Origin of the sequence: Bacillus sp. (in: firmicutes) (assembly GCF_031983925.1) — a bacterium.
Classification (GTDB): Bacteria; Bacillota; Bacilli; order Bacillales; family Bacillaceae_G; genus Bacillus_A; species Bacillus_A pacificus.
In genome coordinates this window covers 648513-666416 of sequence record NZ_DALYZR010000002.1, presented here as the reverse complement: position 1 = coordinate 666416, position 17904 = coordinate 648513, and the positions used below count along the sequence as shown (strand labels likewise).

17 protein-coding genes and 2 riboswitches are annotated in these 17904 nt (G+C 34.5%); of the genes, 3 read left to right on the top strand and 14 right to left on the bottom strand.

Annotated features, from left to right (window positions below):
• Nucleotides 1-238 precede the first annotated feature (238 nt).
• From RTP99_RS09375 to RTP99_RS09355, 5 genes are all read right to left on the bottom strand, one after another.
• On the bottom strand, nt 239-751 hold the full coding sequence (locus tag RTP99_RS09375; protein ID WP_000057307.1) for a 1,2-dihydroxy-3-keto-5-methylthiopentene dioxygenase: 513 nt from the start codon (nt 749-751) through the stop codon (nt 239-241).
• A complete protein-coding gene (locus tag RTP99_RS09370; RefSeq protein WP_000811331.1) occupies nt 729-1367 on the bottom strand; it encodes a methylthioribulose 1-phosphate dehydratase in 639 nt (212 codons plus the stop codon). The genes RTP99_RS09375 and RTP99_RS09370 overlap by 23 nt, the downstream gene beginning before the upstream one ends.
• A complete protein-coding gene (mtnX, locus tag RTP99_RS09365) occupies nt 1364-2023 on the bottom strand; it encodes a 2-hydroxy-3-keto-5-methylthiopentenyl-1-phosphate phosphatase (RefSeq protein WP_000027469.1) in 660 nt (219 codons plus the stop codon). The genes RTP99_RS09370 and mtnX overlap by 4 nt, the downstream gene beginning before the upstream one ends.
• On the bottom strand, nt 2020-3264 hold the full coding sequence (gene mtnW, locus RTP99_RS09360; protein WP_000014177.1) for a 2,3-diketo-5-methylthiopentyl-1-phosphate enolase: 1245 nt from the start codon (nt 3262-3264) through the stop codon (nt 2020-2022). The genes mtnX and mtnW overlap by 4 nt, the downstream gene beginning before the upstream one ends.
• 64 nt (nt 3265-3328) lie before the next feature.
• A riboswitch (SAM riboswitch) is annotated at nt 3329-3434 on the bottom strand.
• Nucleotides 3435-3498: 64 nt separating this feature from the next.
• Nucleotides 3499-4677, bottom strand: a complete 1179-nt coding sequence (locus RTP99_RS09355) for a pyridoxal phosphate-dependent aminotransferase (protein ID WP_000834740.1) — start codon at nt 4675-4677, stop codon at nt 3499-3501.
• A gap of 14 nt (nt 4678-4691) precedes the next feature.
• Here RTP99_RS09355 and RTP99_RS09350 point away from each other — a divergent pair, with 14 nt between their 5' ends.
• The 3 genes from RTP99_RS09350 (at nt 4692) to mtnA (ending at nt 8095) form a co-directional block, all read left to right on the top strand.
• Nucleotides 4692-5555, top strand: a complete 864-nt coding sequence (locus tag RTP99_RS09350; protein ID WP_029141189.1) for a carbon-nitrogen family hydrolase — start codon at nt 4692-4694, stop codon at nt 5553-5555.
• A gap of 72 nt (nt 5556-5627) precedes the next feature.
• A riboswitch (SAM riboswitch) is annotated at nt 5628-5770 on the top strand.
• 91 nt (nt 5771-5861) lie between these two features.
• Nucleotides 5862-7043, top strand: coding sequence for an S-methyl-5-thioribose kinase (gene mtnK, locus RTP99_RS09345; RefSeq protein ID WP_000542620.1), 1182 nt, complete (start codon nt 5862-5864; stop codon nt 7041-7043).
• Entirely contained in the window at nt 7040-8095 is a 1056-nt protein-coding gene (mtnA, locus tag RTP99_RS09340; protein WP_000104589.1) for an S-methyl-5-thioribose-1-phosphate isomerase, read from the top strand. Before mtnK ends, mtnA begins: the two co-directional genes overlap by 4 nt.
• Before the next feature lie 295 nt (nt 8096-8390).
• Here the strand turns inward: mtnA and RTP99_RS09335 are convergent, their stop codons facing one another.
• The 9 genes from RTP99_RS09335 to RTP99_RS09295 form a co-directional block, all read right to left on the bottom strand.
• Nucleotides 8391-8570: a hypothetical protein gene (locus RTP99_RS09335; RefSeq protein ID WP_000042080.1), complete on the bottom strand. Its 180-nt coding sequence runs from the start codon at nt 8568-8570 to the stop codon at nt 8391-8393.
• A 308-nt stretch (nt 8571-8878) separates the two neighbouring features.
• Nucleotides 8879-10294 (bottom strand): amino acid permease, encoded by a 1416-nt coding sequence (locus RTP99_RS09330; RefSeq protein WP_000039968.1) that lies wholly within the window; start codon nt 10292-10294, stop codon nt 8879-8881.
• Nucleotides 10295-10990: 696 nt separating this feature from the next.
• Nucleotides 10991-11317 (bottom strand): AzlD domain-containing protein, encoded by a 327-nt coding sequence (locus RTP99_RS09325; protein ID WP_000453927.1) that lies wholly within the window; start codon nt 11315-11317, stop codon nt 10991-10993.
• Nucleotides 11308-12036: an AzlC family ABC transporter permease gene (locus tag RTP99_RS09320; protein ID WP_000059160.1), complete on the bottom strand. Its 729-nt coding sequence runs from the start codon at nt 12034-12036 to the stop codon at nt 11308-11310. The genes RTP99_RS09325 and RTP99_RS09320 overlap by 10 nt, the downstream gene beginning before the upstream one ends.
• 81 nt (nt 12037-12117) lie before the next feature.
• Nucleotides 12118-12927 carry a TrmB family transcriptional regulator gene (locus RTP99_RS09315; protein ID WP_000392022.1) on the bottom strand — a complete coding sequence of 270 codons (810 nt, stop codon included), beginning with the start codon at nt 12925-12927 and terminating at the stop codon, nt 12118-12120.
• 437 nt (nt 12928-13364) lie between these two features.
• Entirely contained in the window at nt 13365-13649 is a 285-nt protein-coding gene (locus RTP99_RS09310; protein ID WP_001280550.1) for a hypothetical protein, read from the bottom strand.
• Nucleotides 13650-13851: 202 nt separating this feature from the next.
• Nucleotides 13852-14334 (bottom strand): hypothetical protein, encoded by a 483-nt coding sequence (locus RTP99_RS09305; RefSeq protein ID WP_000076213.1) that lies wholly within the window; start codon nt 14332-14334, stop codon nt 13852-13854.
• Nucleotides 14303-16480 (bottom strand): site-specific integrase, encoded by a 2178-nt coding sequence (locus tag RTP99_RS09300; protein ID WP_000564630.1) that lies wholly within the window; start codon nt 16478-16480, stop codon nt 14303-14305. The genes RTP99_RS09305 and RTP99_RS09300 overlap by 32 nt, the downstream gene beginning before the upstream one ends.
• 29 nt (nt 16481-16509) lie before the next feature.
• On the bottom strand, nt 16510-17892 hold the full coding sequence (locus RTP99_RS09295; protein ID WP_000535226.1) for a tyrosine-type recombinase/integrase: 1383 nt from the start codon (nt 17890-17892) through the stop codon (nt 16510-16512).
• Nucleotides 17893-17904: the final 12 nt, after the last annotated feature.

Sequence of the window (17904 nt, the reverse complement as noted above, 5' to 3'; positions counted from 1 at the left end):
CATATATAAAACAGAATTTTCAGAAAAAGTTCAATAAATGTTCAAAAAGTATTAATAAATATACTTGAAAAATTGAAGGGAGAGATTGTACTGAAAAGAAGGAATAATACGGTTAGAACCATAAAAAATCAGGCTTATTTCAAAATGAAATAAGCCTGTTCCATAGGAGGATGTATATATGTAGAGTGAATAAAAGGTTGGAAAAGGGGGTCCAAGGCCTTTTATTCAACTAACTACCTTAATAGATTGGAACCCAGCCTTCAGTTGTAACAAAAATACGAATAGCTACAACTTGACGATCATCTTGCAAGGTAAAATAATGTCTTGCATTTTCAGGAACAGATATGAGATCGCCTGGCTCAAGTTCAACGTCAAAGAATGTCCCATCTTTTCCTTCAATGGCAAAGATGCCATGACCACTAACAATAAAGCGAACTTCATCATCAGTATGATGGTGTTCTTTTTGGAAATTAATTAATAGTTCGTCAAGGTTAGGTGTGCTATTTGAAAGTGAAATTACATCATGTGCTTTATAACCTCGGCGTGATGAAACATCAGCAATTTCTTTTGAAAACACAGCTAATATTTCAGCTTTGTTTTCATCTGTTAATGAGTAATTTTCTTTTAAATGAGTAGGAAGTTTGGAAATATTCCATTTCTCATATAAAACGCCTTCCTCTTGTAGAAATTTTGATACTTCCACTTCATTTTCAATGCGAGTATTTATTTCATGAATACGAATTTGCGCCATTAGAAACGCCTCCTTGAATTGATAATAGTTTTATATGAAATTGGAATAAAAACTCATAAGCTTCTAATCTTTTCTTTGCATCAAAGCTATCTCGGCCCCATACGGTAATACCATGGTTACGGATTAATACTGCCCCCGAATCTCCTTGTATATGCTTGCGGAAGTTTTCTCCAAGCGTTGGGATATGGGCATGGTTTTCGATAATAGGAATGTTTATTGTTGCACCTTCTTCCCAAATATCGAGAGCTTTAATAATTTCTTGATTTTGAAGTGTGACTGCATCACTATATAAATTTGTGATAACATTATTATCGGTTGTATGAACATGAAGGACGCATCCAGCATTCGTATTGTTATAAATATGTGTATGCAAGATTGTTTCTGCTGAAGGACGTAATTCAGTTTCTAATACGGGAACCCCTAGATGATCTACTAATAGAAAATCATCTGGAGTCGTTTTTGTTTTATCTTTACCACTTGCTGTAATGAGAAAAGTGAGTGGTTCATGACTAACCTTTATAGAAATATTACCACTCGTTGCTGGAAACCAATTTCGTGTTGTTAATTCTTTTTTTATCTCGCTTAAGTCATACCATTGACGAAAAAGTTGTTTCATAATTTCACCTCCAACAAATGTTTTAATTCGTTTTGAATATCGTGAAACGATTCAAATGGTGTATAAGAAATATGATTTTCTTCACATTTTGTAATAAGGAAGTCACGAGCGAACACTTTATCCGCTTGTTTCGCAGCTTGTAAATCAGTAATTGAATCTCCGATTACAATATGGAAGTCATTTGTATTACTTAATTTACGGATGAGTGATGATTTACATAATCCGCAATGATTTTGACAATGATGATCACAAGGATGAGGCCAATTCACCGTAATGTATTCATTTGAAAAATCTGTTTCATTACAGTAAATTTGCTCTTTCGGAATGAGTCCTTGTAAGAGTGGATAGACGAAGAAATCCATTCCACCTGATATAACATAAAAGGAAATATTATTTTTATTTACAAATTGTATAAATTCATGAAAACCATTACGGATTTCAGCAGTCTCTATTAAAAATTGAATAATTTCATCGTGCAGATTAGTAGGTATGAATTGAAATAATTGAGAAACACCTTCTTGAATAGATAGCTCTTGTGATAAAATTCTATTCTTTACTTCTTCAGCTTCTGGTGGTGCAAATTTTTCCATAATGGACATAATGTTATCATTATTTGTAATCGTGCCATCGAAATCACAAAATACTTGAATACTCATAATTTCACCTCATGAGAGGGATTTCCCCATATTTGTAGTGCGCTATGCAAATTTATGTCATCTACTTCATGGAGTGGTTTATTTTGCAAAGTAGCATCAATTGCAGCACGGAAAGCTTTACCGCCGCCCTGCGCCCCATTTGGATGTCCATGTATTCCGCCACCAGCATTAATAACAACATCTTTACCGAAATCTCGTACAATAAAGGGAACGAAACCAGGGTGAATACCAGCAGACGGAACAGAAAAGCTCTTCTTGAAAAATGAATCGCCTTCAGTTAAATATTTTGAGATAGCAAGAGCTTCCTCTTTTTCTAGCGCAACACTTCCGTATGGAGATGGGAATAATGAAAAGTCAGCCCCAGCATAACGGAGTAGCTTTCCGAGTAATAATGGAGATGAAACTCCATATAACTTGGATGCGGAATAAGCACCACTTACAGCAGGGTGTGCCATAATAGGAAGCGGGATTTCATCATCTTCTGCAAGTGATTGTAGTACATCTAGTCCGTAAGAGAATACGTTAAATAATAGAATATCAGCTCCAGCTTGCACTGCACGTTTCGCATTTTCTTTTAAATCAAAAGTTCGTCCTGTTAAATTTACGGCATATAACGTTTTATGTCCGTACGTTTCATATACGGATTGTAAAACTTCTTTTCCAGATACGATGCGTTTTGTAAGTGGTGTTAATGCATTTTCGAATAATATCTCATCATCTTTTACGATATCTACACCACCAATTGCTTGATCGCGTAATTGCGTTTTTAAATACCCAATATTTCGTCCAATCATTCCTTTAAAAATACTCATTAAAAGGGGACGATCATGTACTTGTAAAAGATTTCGAATACCATCTATCCCGAATTTTGGACCAGGAAACTGTTTTTTTAATTCGTCTGAAAAAGTTAAGTCAATTAATTTTACTTCGCCATCAAGTGATAGCTTTCCAAATGTAGTCGTTAAAATTGCTGGTAAATCTGGACTGAAATTTAATAACGGATATTCGATTTTAATAATTCCGCGTTTCACTTTTTTACGTAAATACGAATTGGTATGTTCATGTGCAGCTAATTCCTCAACATGAATGACGTTGCCTTTATGCTGCTTTAATTGTTCTTGCAATAAATGTGGCAAATGAGTCCAAGAGCCAATTGTTAAACCGAGTGCAATTTGCTCAGCTTTTTTTTCTAAGTTATGTGAATCATCATGGATTAAATATGTCGCTATAATTCCGCTCATTGTTATAACCTCCTAGTTAAATAAAAAAACCTCTCAGCTAAGGAGAGGTTTTTTTACAACCAGCTCCTTATCTGTCAGCGTAATGCTGCGAGAATTAGCACCGTGTCTACAATTGTAGATCGGTTGCCGGGTTTCGTCGGGCTCGTCCCTCCACCTGCTCTTGATAAGAAGTATTTAGAAATGTTTAAATTTTTAAGATAACTGAATTTTGTCAGATATTTTTCATGTTGTCAATTACTTTTTGAAAAAATTTAATTTATCAATTCGATGAATGGCTTCTCTTAACCTATCTTCTGTATGTAAGAGACCAACACGGACATACCCTTCGCCATGCTCACCAAATCCAACACCAGGAGCAACTGCGACATGTGCTTTTTCTAGTAAAATATTAGAAAATTGCTCAGAAGTATATCCTTTTGGAACAGGAAGCCATGCAAAGAATGATCCTGTTGGAATGTTTACATTCCAACCAATTGAGTGACAAGCTGAAATAAGAGCGTTTCGTCGAGCTTCGTAACTATTTACAAGGTCTATTACGCAAGACTGTGAACTTAATAGTGCTTCGCGGGCGGCATCTTGAACTGCACCGAAGATGCTAACATACATATGATCTTGTAATAAGTTAATGGTTTCAATGACACTTTCATTCCCTACAGCAAAAGCGATGCGCCAGCCAGCCATATTAAAAGTTTTCGATAATGTGTAAATTTCTATTCCTGTATCTTTGGCACCGTCTGCTTGTAAGAAACTAACTGGCTTTTGACCGTCGAATCCTATAGCACCATAAGCAAAATCATGAATAACTAATATATTGTGTTTATTGGCAAAATGAATTGTTTCATCAAAAAAATCTTTTGATGCAGTAGCACCTGTAGGATTATTTGGATAGTTTAAAAACATTAATTTTGCACGCTCGGCAATAGAATCATCAATTTTTGCATAATCTGGTAAAAAGTTATTTTCTGCAATAAGTGGCATTGTTTCAAATTTTGCTTTTGCTAAAGCGACACCTGATAAATAATCTGGATAACCTGGATCGGGAACGAGAATCGTATCACCAGGGTTTGTAAAGCAAACTGGTAATTCTACTAATCCAGCCTTTCCACCAAACAAAATAGCAACTTCAGTTTTCGAATTTAATTCTACGCCGTATTCACGTTGATAGAATGTTGCTACAGCTTCTTTTAAGCTTTCGTGTCCGCGAAATGGCGGATATTTATGATGAATGGTCTTTTCAGCAGCATCTTGCAAAGCTTTTACGATATGCTGCGGTGTTGGTTGATCTGGATTACCTTGACCTAGATTAATAACATCGTGACCAGCTGCAACGACTTTGTTAACTTTTGCAACAAGTGAAGCGAAAAATTGTGTTGGCAATGATGTTACTATCTCAGAAGGTTGAAATGATTTCATACTTTCCACCTCTTTTGAAAGTTGTTACAATTCTAGTGACAAATGATATAATCTTTCCAGTATTTTGTAAAGAAAAAAATGAGAATGGGGCTGAAAAAATGAAAGTCGCATGTATTCAGATGGATATTGTCTTTGGAGATGTAGAAAAAAATATTGAGAATGCTAAAAATAAAATAAGCGAAGCGATGAAGGAAAGACCAGATGTTATCGTCTTACCAGAACTATGGACAACAGGTTATGATTTAACGAGACTCTCTGAAATTGCAGATAGGGATGGATTGGAAACGAAAGAAAAGTTGATAGAATGGTCGAAACAATATGGTGTACATATTGTTGGTGGTTCTATAGCAAAGCAAACGGAGCAAGGTGTTACAAATACAATGTATGTTGTAACGAATAAAGGAGAACTAGTCCATGAATATAGTAAAGTGCATTTATTTCAGCTTATGGATGAACATAAATATTTAATCGCTGGAAATCGTACTGGTGAATTTAAGTTAGATGATGTAGAGTGCGCTGGCACAATTTGCTATGATATTCGTTTTCCGGAGTGGATGCGCGTTCATACTGCTAAAGGTGCAAAAGTTTTATTTGTTGTAGCTGAATGGCCATTAGTTCGTTTAGCACATTGGCGTTTGCTATTACAAGCAAGAGCAGTTGAAAACCAGTGTTATGTTGTAGCATGTAATAGGGCAGGGAAGGATCCAAATAATGAGTTTGCTGGCCATTCTTTAATTGTCGATCCTTGGGGCGAAGTTGTTGTAGAAGCAAATGAAGAAGAAGCAATTCTATTTGGAGAGCTTACATTCGAGAAAATTAAAGAAGTACGCAAAGGAATTCCAGTTTTTGCGGATCGACGTCCAGAATTATACAAATAAAATGTTGACAAGTGATTTTTATTCTTGGTATAGTCTTCAACATAAAGTTAAAAATTCTAAAAAATTATACAACTCTTATCAAGAGCAGGTGGAGGGATTTGGCCCGATGAAGCCCAGCAACCGACCGTAATACCATTGTGAAATGGGGCGTTTATTTACGCCAAAAGGCACGGTGCTAATTCCAGCAGAAAGTAAAACTTTCTGGCAGATAAGAGGGGAGAAGATAAACTTCAAACCTCTTTCTTAGTGGAAAGAGGTTTTTCTACGTCAGAAAAACCTCTGAATATAAAAAAGGGGGAGAAGACGATGGGATATTATGCATTAACTGAAACAACAGCTATACAATATGCGAAAGAACACGGTTATTTTGAAAAGAAAGCAAATGTATTTTGTCATGAAATTGGAGATGGAAATTTAAATTACGTGTTCAAATTAGATGATGGAGAGAAGTCTATTATAATAAAACAGGCACTGCCATATGCGAAAGTAGTTGGTGAAAGCTGGCCGTTATCTATAAAAAGAGCGACAATTGAAAGCAAGGCACTGAAAATTTTTGCGAAGTATGTACCGGATTATGTTCCGGTAGTGCACAGTCATGATGAAGAGTTAGCAGTAACAGTAATAGAAGACTTATCAAGACTAACAATTACAAGAAAAGGATTAATAGATGGAGAAGAATATCCACTTTTATCCCAACATATCGGTCGTTTTCTAGCAAATGTTTTATTTTATACTTCAGATTTCGGTTTACAGTCAGAAGAGAAAAGGGGACTAGAAGGTACATTTGTAAACCCAGACCTCTGCAAGATTACAGAAGATTTAGTGTTTACAGATCCGTTTGGCCATTACGATACGAATGATTATGAGCCGGAATTACAACTAGCGGTTGATGAATTGTGGAGTGATAAAACTTTAAAATTAAAAGTAGCACAATATAAATATAAGTTTTTAACGAGAAAAGAAGCACTTATTCATGGTGATTTACATACTGGTAGTATTTTTTCATCACCTTCTGAAACGAAAGTGATTGATCCGGAGTTTGCAACTTATGGCCCATTTGGATTTGATCTTGGTCAATTTATTGCAAACCTATTATTAAATGCTCTATCTAGAGAGGAAGAACAGAGAAGTGTGCTATTTTTCCATATTGAGAAAACATGGAGCTATTTCGTAGACACTTTTACAAAGTTATGGATTGGAGAAGGTGTAGAAGCATATACGAAAGAAAAACAATGGTTGCCGATTATTTTGCAAAATATTTTTACGGATGTGGTCGGATTTGCTGGATGTGAGCTTATCCGAAGAACAATTGGCTTAGCACATGTAGCTGATTTAGATGAAATAGCAAATAAAGAAAAGAGAATTCAAGCCAAGAAACAAGCTTTATACTTAGGTAAAGAACTAATAAAATATGAATCTAAAAACGCTGATATTCAACTGTTCCGAACATTATTTCAACAGACAGTTTCTGGAGGGGTAAAAGCATGAGTACAATTGTTACGATTCCGAGGTCTGTCAGTTGGAAAGGGGATGCTATTGCAGTATTAAATCAAACAAAGTTGCCGCATAGCACAGAATATAAAACATTAACGACGATTGAAGAGGTATGGAAAAGTATTGTCATGCTAGAAGTACGAGGAGCACCGGCAATTGGAATTGTAGCTGCATTTGGCTTGGCGCTTGTAGCAAAAAAATATACTACTTTACATATTGAAGAATTTCAAAAGAAGTTTAATAGAGATTGTAATTATTTGGGAACGTCACGCCCGACAGCAGTCAATTTATTTTGGGCAATCGATCGTATGAGAGAATCTATTCAAGAAATTACTACAATAAAAGAAGCACAAAAAATATTAGAAGAAGAAGCGCTTCTCATTCAGCAAGAAGATGAAGCAGTATGCAGGAGTATTGGAGAACATGCATTATCATGTTTTCAAGATGGTGATAACATTTTAACGATTTGTAACGCTGGCAGTATTGCAACTGCTAAATATGGTACTGCACTAGCACCGTTTTATATTGGGAAAGAAAAAGGTGTACATTTACATGCATATGCATGTGAAACGAGACCAGTTTTACAAGGCGGGCGTTTAACGACTTGGGAATTAAAACAGGCAGGTATTGATGTAACGCTTATTACAGATAATACGGCAGCTCATGCTATTCAAACGAAAGAAATCAACGCAATTATTGTAGGAGCGGACCGAATTGTCGCAAATGGGGATACAGCAAATAAAATCGGAACAATGAATTTAGCTATATTAGCAAAGTACTTCGGTATCCCATTCTACGTTGCAGCTCCGTTATCGACATTTGATATTACGAAACAAACAGGAGCTGAAATTGTTATTGAAGAAAGAGATGAAACAGAAGTTACGAAAATTTTTGGGAAACAAGTAACGCCAGTTGGAACTACTGTTTATAATCCAGCATTTGATGTAACGCCAAACGAATTAATTACAGGCATTATTACTGAGCGAGGTATTATACGTGGAGATTATAAGCGAGAAATTGCATCATTATTTGAAAAAACAAGCTAATACATATTTTACTGAAAGATAAGGATAATGAAGTTTAAGGCTATATCTAGCAATGAAAGCATGTTGTTAAACAATTATATGATAATAGAAAAGGAGTGGGGGATCCACTCCTTTTATTACGACAATTAGGGACATGTAGCGGTACCACAATTAGTAATCAAAATTATAAAAAATAGGCGTATCAAGCAAAGCGCTGATACACCTTAAAACTACACTATTAAACAATATGCGTCGTCGTATAGTATATCTTATTTTAATTACTTTAGATTCAGTATTACACATTCCCTCTCTGTCTTCATTCTTGTATAGCTTTCAATACATCAATTAACTCTACAAATTCAAAGAACACTTTTATACTGTCCTTCAGTTCGTGATTGTTGTTTCTACCAGCAACTTGCTTCAAAAGCGCTTCTTTACGATGCTGTACAAAGACATGAAAGTGGGTACTTCTATTTCTATCATTGTTTTTGGACATGAAAGTGGGTACTTTTTTTAAAAGAAATTACTTTAGTTATATATGTCTACGTACATCTTTACCATGATTTTTAATAGCAAATCTATTAATTAAAAGGTACAGTTGCGTATAACGATTCTTTCTAAAATAAAAATACATCACTATTTAATAGTGATGTATTTTTATTAACGGGATGTTAAACCATACAAATATATTCGAAAGGATGTAATTTATTTAAGAAAAAAATGGAAAAAAAGATCTTTTGGGATTAAATGTATTAATGTTTCATCTTTATATTTTATTGGTGTTTAAATTAATCGGTATCGAAATTATTTGACTATTTTATCTTTTGCTTTTGAAATTGCTTCCTCATTTAAATTACTATGTTTTATTGAATAAACAAAATATATTATTACTCCAATAGTTATCCAAATGCAGAAGTACAACCATGTTCTTAATGGTAAATTAAACATCAAAAATACACAACTTGCAATTGAAATGATTGGCAATATAGGTACAAATGGTACCATAAAGCCACGCTTTAAATTCGGATGAGTTTTGCGAAGGACAATAACTGATACTCCCACCATTGAATACGTTACCAAACCACTAATATTAACTAAGTTCGCTAATTCTTTTAAATCAATAAACCCAGCTATAAAAGAACTTCCTATTCCCACCAAGCCAATTGTAAAAGTCGGTGCTCCAGTCTTCCTATTAATTTTCGCAAGTGATTTGGGTAACAGTCCATCACGACTCATTGCAAAGAATACTCGTGTTGCGGCATACATAGAAGAGAAAATAACAGCCATAAGACCAATGACAGCTCCTACAGCAATTACACCAGCGACCTTACCTTGTCCTACTACTTCCATTACATAAGCCATTGCTTCAGGTACATTTAATTCTTTATAGGAAACCATTCCTGTCATAACAAGGCACACTATAACGTATATAAGTGTACATATGATTAACGATACAATAATACCAATGGGAAGATTTCGTTGTGGATCTTTTACTTCTTCTGCCGAAGTTGCTAATATATCAAATCCCATAAAAGTAAAGAATGCTGCTGCCCCACCAGCTAAAACTCCACTTACACCATATGGTGTAAACGGTACCCAGTTCTCTGGCTTTATATAGAATACACCAACTACAATAAATAATATAACCATTCCAATTTTAATTAACACCATTATATTATTGATACGTTTACTTTCCTTTGTACCACGCGATAACATCCATGTAATGATTAATGTAATGACCATCGCTGGTAGATTCATCATACCACCTTGAGATGGAATCATTAACAGTGATTTTGGCATATCTAAACCCAATCCACTTATTAAATTGTGAAAATAACCTGTCCACCCACTGGCAACCGCTGCTGTCGCTAAAATATAGATCGAAAGTAGCATCCAACCTACTAAATGTGCAACTAATTCACCAATTGTTGCATAGGCATACGTATATACACTTCCTGAAACCGGAAGTATAGAAGCAATTTCTGCGTAACATAAAGCTATAAATCCACATACAATTGCTGCCAATACGAATGAAAAAACAACTGCTGGTCCAGCGTCTCTTGCTGCTACTAATCCTGCTAACACAAGAACTCCCGTTCCAATTATTGAACCTAATCCTAACATAACTAAATCAAATGAACCCAATGTTTTCATTAAGGTTTTACTCTTACTAGGATCTAATAATTGTGTAACAGATTTCTTTTTAAATAACTTACTCATATCTTCTGTATCCCCTTTGAAAAATAAGGTGTGTTCTTCGAATGCTTATGGCATGCATACATGTATATAGATATTGGCTAATTCAAAATTATTAAATTCACAATATATATTGTGAAAGTATGCAAAAAATCAAAGATATTTTTCTGTAGAAAATTATAGAAATCGATTCCATAAACACTATTCCATATCGGTATCTAAATTTATTATTTTATCCGTCTATTTGAAGGGTATATTTTACTATTGCTCTGTAAAACGATTGATATAACTTCTACTTCTTTTTTAAATTTTCTTCAGGGAATATTAAAGCTGAGCTTTTATCCCTTGTACTTTTTATTTCTTCATCTATTTTCTCTAGTTTATCTGGAAATACTATAGAATCATGAGTGATCAAACTACTTTCAAATTCAAGACCAAACAAGATAGCTTTTTAATCTGATAAAATCACATGCTTCTCAAGTAAAAAAAATAAATACACCAAAATGAAAAAATTGCTTTTCCAAGTTAAAATGCATATTTTTTTATTTTAGGGCTTTACAAGATTATTAAGACGCGGAATATCAGTTCAATCCAAGTATGCTACGATATTAATTCAACATATATTTCAATCCTTCTCTTCTATCCCGCGGCTTTATAGTTATCTTTTGTACAATGGCTTGGCATTTAAACGTGATAATTGATTGAATACGGTATTTAGTTTTAAAACAAAAAACGCAAAACTATAATGGAAATAATACCTCCCAGTACAGTTCCCAATAAACTACGTGTTTTTATAGCAATAAAGAAAGTTGGTATAGCTGCAAAAAATTCAATGTTACTTGTAAGTGATGCAATCTTTCCATCATGTATAAATATCTCTTGGCCAATCAAAGCAGCTATAACAGAAATAGGGACATAATTTAACCACCGCATTACCCATTCTGGTAATTCAAAACGGCTTAATACCATAAGAGGAACGACCCTTGGAATAAACGTTACAATAGCTGACCCTAGAATAATTAAAAAAACTCCCCACCTTACTTCCATTTTTCCACCACCATTCCTATTGTTGAAGCGATAATTGTAGCAACAATAACCCCCATACTACTGGACAACATGAAAGAACTTCCTACAGCAATAACAACTGCTATAATTGCGACAATGATATCTAGTTTGATTGTGCTTCGCCCTAACATTGTTAGTATAAGGATCCCTATAAACATTGCTGGCAAGGCAAATCCTAGACCGAATTCTTCAGGATTGGAAATCCACTGTGCCAAAAATGCTCCTGCTAAATTTGCTACAAGCCAATTTATATAAGCTGTTATGTTAAGGCCATGCATCCATCTTTCACTGATTTGTTTTTTCTTTGCAGCTTCGCTAATAGCAACACCAAATGTCTCATCGGTAAGTAGAGAACCTACTAACATGTTCCTAAATGGAGAAAGATGTCGAAAATAAGGTGCTAGTGCTGCACTAAGTAAAATATGACGAAGATTAACAAAGAAAATCGTAATAATAATAGCAGTAAGAGAACTGCTTGTTGCTATCATTCCTGCAGCAATAAACTGACCAGATCCAGCATAGAGGATTAAAGACATGAGAGTTATCTCAGCTATACTAAGTCCCGCAGTTTTTTGAATAACACCTGCTGCTATTCCGATACTTAAATAACCCAGTAATGTAGGGATACAATCTTTTACTCCTTTGATAAAACTATCTTCATCTCTCTGAGATGAATTCACTTGGACGTTCGACAGACTCATTTCATTCCCTCCTTATTTCCGAATAACTAGACGCTAACACACTAACTACTATTAAAAAAATGAAAGAAAATACGGTTCAATTTATTTGAACCGTTTTCCAGTGACAACATGAAATAAATTAGAATCGTTTTTCCAAAGAGCTTCCGTTTTCTCTGGACCAACTTCTTTAACTAATTCTGAGAACATAATGTCATGTCTGATGTACTCCATTGCAATTAATACCAGGGCTGGATCTTCTGTTTTTATTGCCCATGCAGGTGTATTTGGAGAAAAATTTGCAATTAATACTTCTTCATTGTCTCGTGCGACAATCGTTAATCGACCATTCATACGTTCCTCAGCTACTTCGGGAGCCATGTAATTATGATGAGTAGTTATACCAAGTTGCATATCAGGTGCTCCAAAAAGAATAGAAAAAACATGGATTTTTTCATTTATACGTCTATCTATAGCACTTTTTATAGACGAGGCTTGTGGTTCCCAAATTGACAACCATATTTCTTCTTCTGCTTTATCTATGATATCAATTATTTCAGCAACAACATGCTCATCACTGCTGATACGATGAATAACATCTACTTCTTGTTCACTTTCTAAAGCAGATAAATTCTTTTCAAGATAATCCATAGAGTTTTCGAAGTTGTTACGTAATCGACGAATTAACTCTTTAGCTGGCAAGGGAGCGTAGGTTACAGGATCAGAAGGAACTGTATAAACCGCACCTTTATCTATTAATTTTGCCACCACTTCGTAAATCGTTGAACGAGGTACACCTGACCTTTTACTTATTTCATATCCTGTTATAGGGTAATTTTTTAAAAGGCCTATATACGCTTTACATTCATATTGCGAAAATCCCCATTTCTGAAGTTCTTTATAAAGTTCTTCCATAATAACTCCTTTAGTAGTTAGTGTAGTACTTACTATAAAATAAAGTGAATTATATGTCAAAGTTATTTTTAAATAATAAATATATAAAATACAATCCTTAAATATTTGAGTTATTTTCACATATATCTCACTTCAATTTTAATATCATAAATAGAGGGTAAATAGTCCCTTAACGTAGTATAATAAGATTTGCAAAAATATCTTAGCAAGATAAAATTTCATTTAGGAGGTACTTTAAAACCTTAGCGTGATAGCGATGTGGTGATACCCCTATTTATGTAGAATTGAATTTTAACTTCACATTTATTTAGTAATTGCTTTTTTTAGAAAGTTTCCACTTTGGTGTCCTGGTTTTACAAAGTACCCATTTTCTTGTCACGATATGCGGACATGAAAATGGGTACTAAATGAAAGGGATTTATAGATAATTCAGCATTCTACACTATAAAATTAGTTCCTACTTTCATGTCTTTGTACAGATGCAATGGGTTTTTAGGCTTAGCATAGTCATAATCAGTTTTATAAAAGTACATAGAATCATCTATTTTTAAGAAATCACTTAGCTTTTTAATATACTCTTCTATGTTACCCTTGCCGTTCAATATATAATAAAAAGCATTCTTGCAAATCCCGGTTCTTTCCATTAAAAATGTATTCATTAAGTCTCTAGACTCAATGAATACTCTTATATTTTCACCGGCGATTTTATAAATATCACTCATTTAATTGGTCCTCCAGTATACATTATTAACCGTATAAAGCACTTATCATTTTGAAGCTTTTTTAGCTCTAATCCATGTCTCTTTATGTAATACATTAATTATCTTTGTAGTACATTATTTTTTTAATATTAAACTAAATAAAACCTTTGTTTACTATTTTTTTATGTGGGAACAACGACAAATTATTGTTTCAATTCAATTTTTATCCCTCGTATGTCTCAAATAACTTTTCCAAATACTCTAGATTTCCTTCTGCTATATATTGCTCAGCTTCTATCAAACGCGTTGCTAATTCATTCTTTGTTAAACGCATATACTGTTTGTACACATTCTTTAAATTTCTGTCCGTCTTTAATTGCTCGAACTCATGAAAAGTATGTTTTTCATTTTCGCGATAGGGAAGATGCTTTTCTAGCTCTTTTTGTTTTTTCTTATAGCTCTTACTCTTTTCTTTATAATACGCATAGAGTTCTTCATGATTTCTAATAGTATTAAAATGAATCCCTTTGCCTTGTTCATCGAGTTCTTTTGTCTTTTTAGATACATTGTGCAAGGTAACTTCTTTGCCCTCCGCAAGGAGGGTATCTATTGCTTTTTTACCTAGTTCGAAGGAGTTAACCCTTCTTTTTTCATAATCACGCTCTAGACCACTTTTATGGTTTTCTATGGATAAGTCTTGGCTCATTTTCCTTATCTCTCCTATACTCCTCGATTAATGCTATTTCTTTCAATTCAGCTTTCGCATCATGTATCGTTTTTTTCATTTTCAAAACTTCCAGTTTGAAACCTTTTTCCTCGTGATACTCCTTCGATTTTTCTGCCCAATCTAGATATTCAAGTAATTCATCTTTTTGTTCTGGCTCAGGTATTTTAGTGCTGCATCCTACACATGCAAGTTTTGTTGGACAAATCTTGTTAGTAACACATGTACCCCCAACGGTTTTACTAAATGGGCCGCTGATTTCTCTTTGACGCTCAAAAAGGGCTTGTATCTCTTCTGGTTGTCTTAAAACTTCTTTCATCATATCAATTGTAGTAGCCATGGAAGTATGAAAGTCGGACACAACATCGGCTACTTGGCTTTGGGTAGGTTGAGAGTAATATTTTGTAACGTCTAAATCCTTTTGATTAAGAATCATTGCTACGACGTCAATCGGAAGGTCTTCTGCTTGTACAGCGTGTGTCGCAAAACCGTGGCGTAATAAGTGTGGTTTCAATTTTACCAACTTCTTGTCTTGTGTTTCATAGATCAATCCAAAACAGATGAAATTTAAAACACATGCAAAAGTCACCTCTCCAAAATGTTTACCATGGAACTGAAATAAATAGGGTTGGTCTGGCCGCGATTCACCAGATTGCTTCGAATAACGGAAATCCACCCTTGGAATTGAGCCTTTATAATGTTGATCTCTAAGGTGAAAAGCAATTTCCTTTATTAAATCAAAAGTATCTTTGGTCGTATAAAAAACTGCTAGCTCCTCTCTTCCTTTCGGAATAGCTCTAAATATGTACGATGTTTTTCCTTCATTTATTTCGGGAGCAGTGATATTTACCTGGTCTAAACACCCAATACCAAGATGAACTTGCGCCACTTCACCTAACCTTGCACCTGAAGACGTAAATATATCTAGTGCCGTCGCACCAAACAAAGCTGTTATATACAAAATCTCAACGTTCATTAAGATGCCCTCGGCATATTCCTGGGAGTTAGTTATAAAAGTCCCTTGTGCTAGAATACCTTTATGATCGGGTTGGAAAGGTTTATTAAGTTCTTTTGAATCGGGTTCCCTATATCCATAGATTTCAAGTACTTTCAACCTTTCATTTATTTGTTCTTTATTTAAAGATCGGTACCAACTTCCGATTAATTGATGTTCTAAAATGGGTATAAACCAAAAACCTTCAGTTTCTTCTGCGGGTTTACCAGTTTCATCATCTAATATTGCAGCGTTTAAAAACTCGACGAAGTATTCGTTGTTTTCATCTAAAAAAGTAGCTCTTCGCCCCTTTGCATTATTAATGGTAGTGTCAGAATAATTTTTACTATGATGAAGTACGAAAGAAGGTTTATCCCATAATCGAAACAAGAAAAGCTCCTTTGATCTATCTTCGCGTTCCTTGTTTTCAATATAAGAAAATTCAAAAGGAAGAGGATATTCGTTATCTTTTACAAATTCTACAACCTCAAGATATTTCTGTCGCAAACGCCTAACCTGGTTTAAACGAAACCCACCTTCGGCACGAATTTTTATAAATTCCTTGGAAATTGCGTCCGTTTCAGACTTCCTTTTCCTTTTCGAAGCGTCCTTTGCTGCTTTATTAACTTTAAAATCTCTACTATCTAGGTGTGTTTGAGGGAGTAAAAAAGGGGCGAACATTTCTTGTTGCTCCCTTGTCAACTTGGTCGAATGCCACTTATGCACGCTTTTTACAACATTTTTATAACTAGTAAAGAATTGAATTCTCTTGTTATCTGAATGGGAGGGAAGAATCTCCCTTCGTAGATAATCGGACAGATGTATATCTACCTCAAAATCATTAAGACTTGCCAATTTGGTTTCTTGAAAGAGTTGCTTAAGGCAGATATTTATACTTCCAATATTTGTATGAACAGTCTTAGGCTTTAAGTTTTGATTGGATATTACTATCAATCCTAGCGCTAAGTGGTTTGTAAAAGGGTAACCACAACACTTGTTTTTGAAGTAACGCAAATGCACAGGGTTAACCTTATCCCAAAAGTAGCCTTGTTTATCCTGATATGTAAGGACGTTGTCATCAACTTTTCCTTTTAAATCTTGATACCATAGTTTGCTTTTTAATTCATCAATCACATTCCCACACCCTTAGGCTTATTTATAGATTAACTATTCAATTCATTAATAAAATCCATTAATTCATGTTGTTTTTCAGACATTTGAGCAATTTTATTTCGAGGTTCAACCGAAGGTTGTTTAAATCTCTTACGAGGTTTTAGCTGATTTAAATACTCCTCCTGATCCTTTTTCATCATTTCTAACAATTTATTGTGTTGCTCTACCACATAATCCTTCTCATCAACATGATGTTCATAGACTTTTATTGTGTCTGCTTTTTCGCTCCAATTCATATAAATCCGTAATCGTCCAATTGCATAATCCTGTTCTACTTTATCCTTGTATTTTTCGCGAATCATCCTAATACTACGGGTCACGAACCAATGACGTGTTTTATGAATATTGATTTTTATTTCTGCTTTTTTCATGATGTTTATCCAATTTTTTAAAAATGCATCATAAGTGTAGGGATTGCCATACTGATTAAGAAATATTGGAATTTCATCAGGTATGTCATTCATTTTCAAACCACTTTTATCAACTTTTTTTCTAGCACCATGGATATAACGATCGAGTAGTTTTAACGTGTCAGTATCTACTTTCAAAAACTTTGTTCTTATTCCATCGCTTCCCTTATTAAAGGTGGAAAACTCACCCTTATCATACCTAGCACGATAGTCTCCAAATGTAAGTTTGATAACTTCTGTCGCTCTAGCCCCGGTTTGAAATAGCATCGTTGTAATAATTTCATCTCTAAGCTTCCATTTACTATCCTTTCCAGCCTTATAAATCATAAAGGGGAGGTGAGGATCATCAATAATCTCTGGCTTCCACTCGCCATTTATGATTTTAAAAAAAGAGTTGGTTAATCTTCGACCCCTTTTAGATAAAGGTTCTTCTGTACCTGCTTCTTTAGGCATTCTAGGTTTGCCTTCCCTAACACCCTCTATTTGCGTTTCATACTCGTCTAAAATAGCGTGTGCATCAATAAGTGGGTTGGGAGAAAGGTATATTTTCATACGTATCATGATTTTGTAGAAAGATTTTAAAGCACTTAACATCCTACCGACAGTATTAGGACTTATATTTGTTAACTTTACATCGTAATACGTTTTGCTAGCGCTTGTTGTAACCTTGCAATGAGCTTTATGCATCAAAAAATCCTCTATGGCTATCCGTACAATGTGGGGTTCATCATCCCAATTTACAGCTCTTCCTTGATAATTACTGTCAGTATGCAACCAGGTGAAAAAAGTATAGAGTGTTTTTAGATAGGATTCTGCACTACTTTCTGTAATTCCGCCCAATGCCTCCTTATAAAAAACTGTAAGGGGAAAGAATGGTTTAAGGTGTTTGTCCAGTACAATTAATTTAAACTTCTTAGCTTTTACCCCTTCGGGGCATTTTACGTGATGATACAAACTTCCCATCTTTATATAACC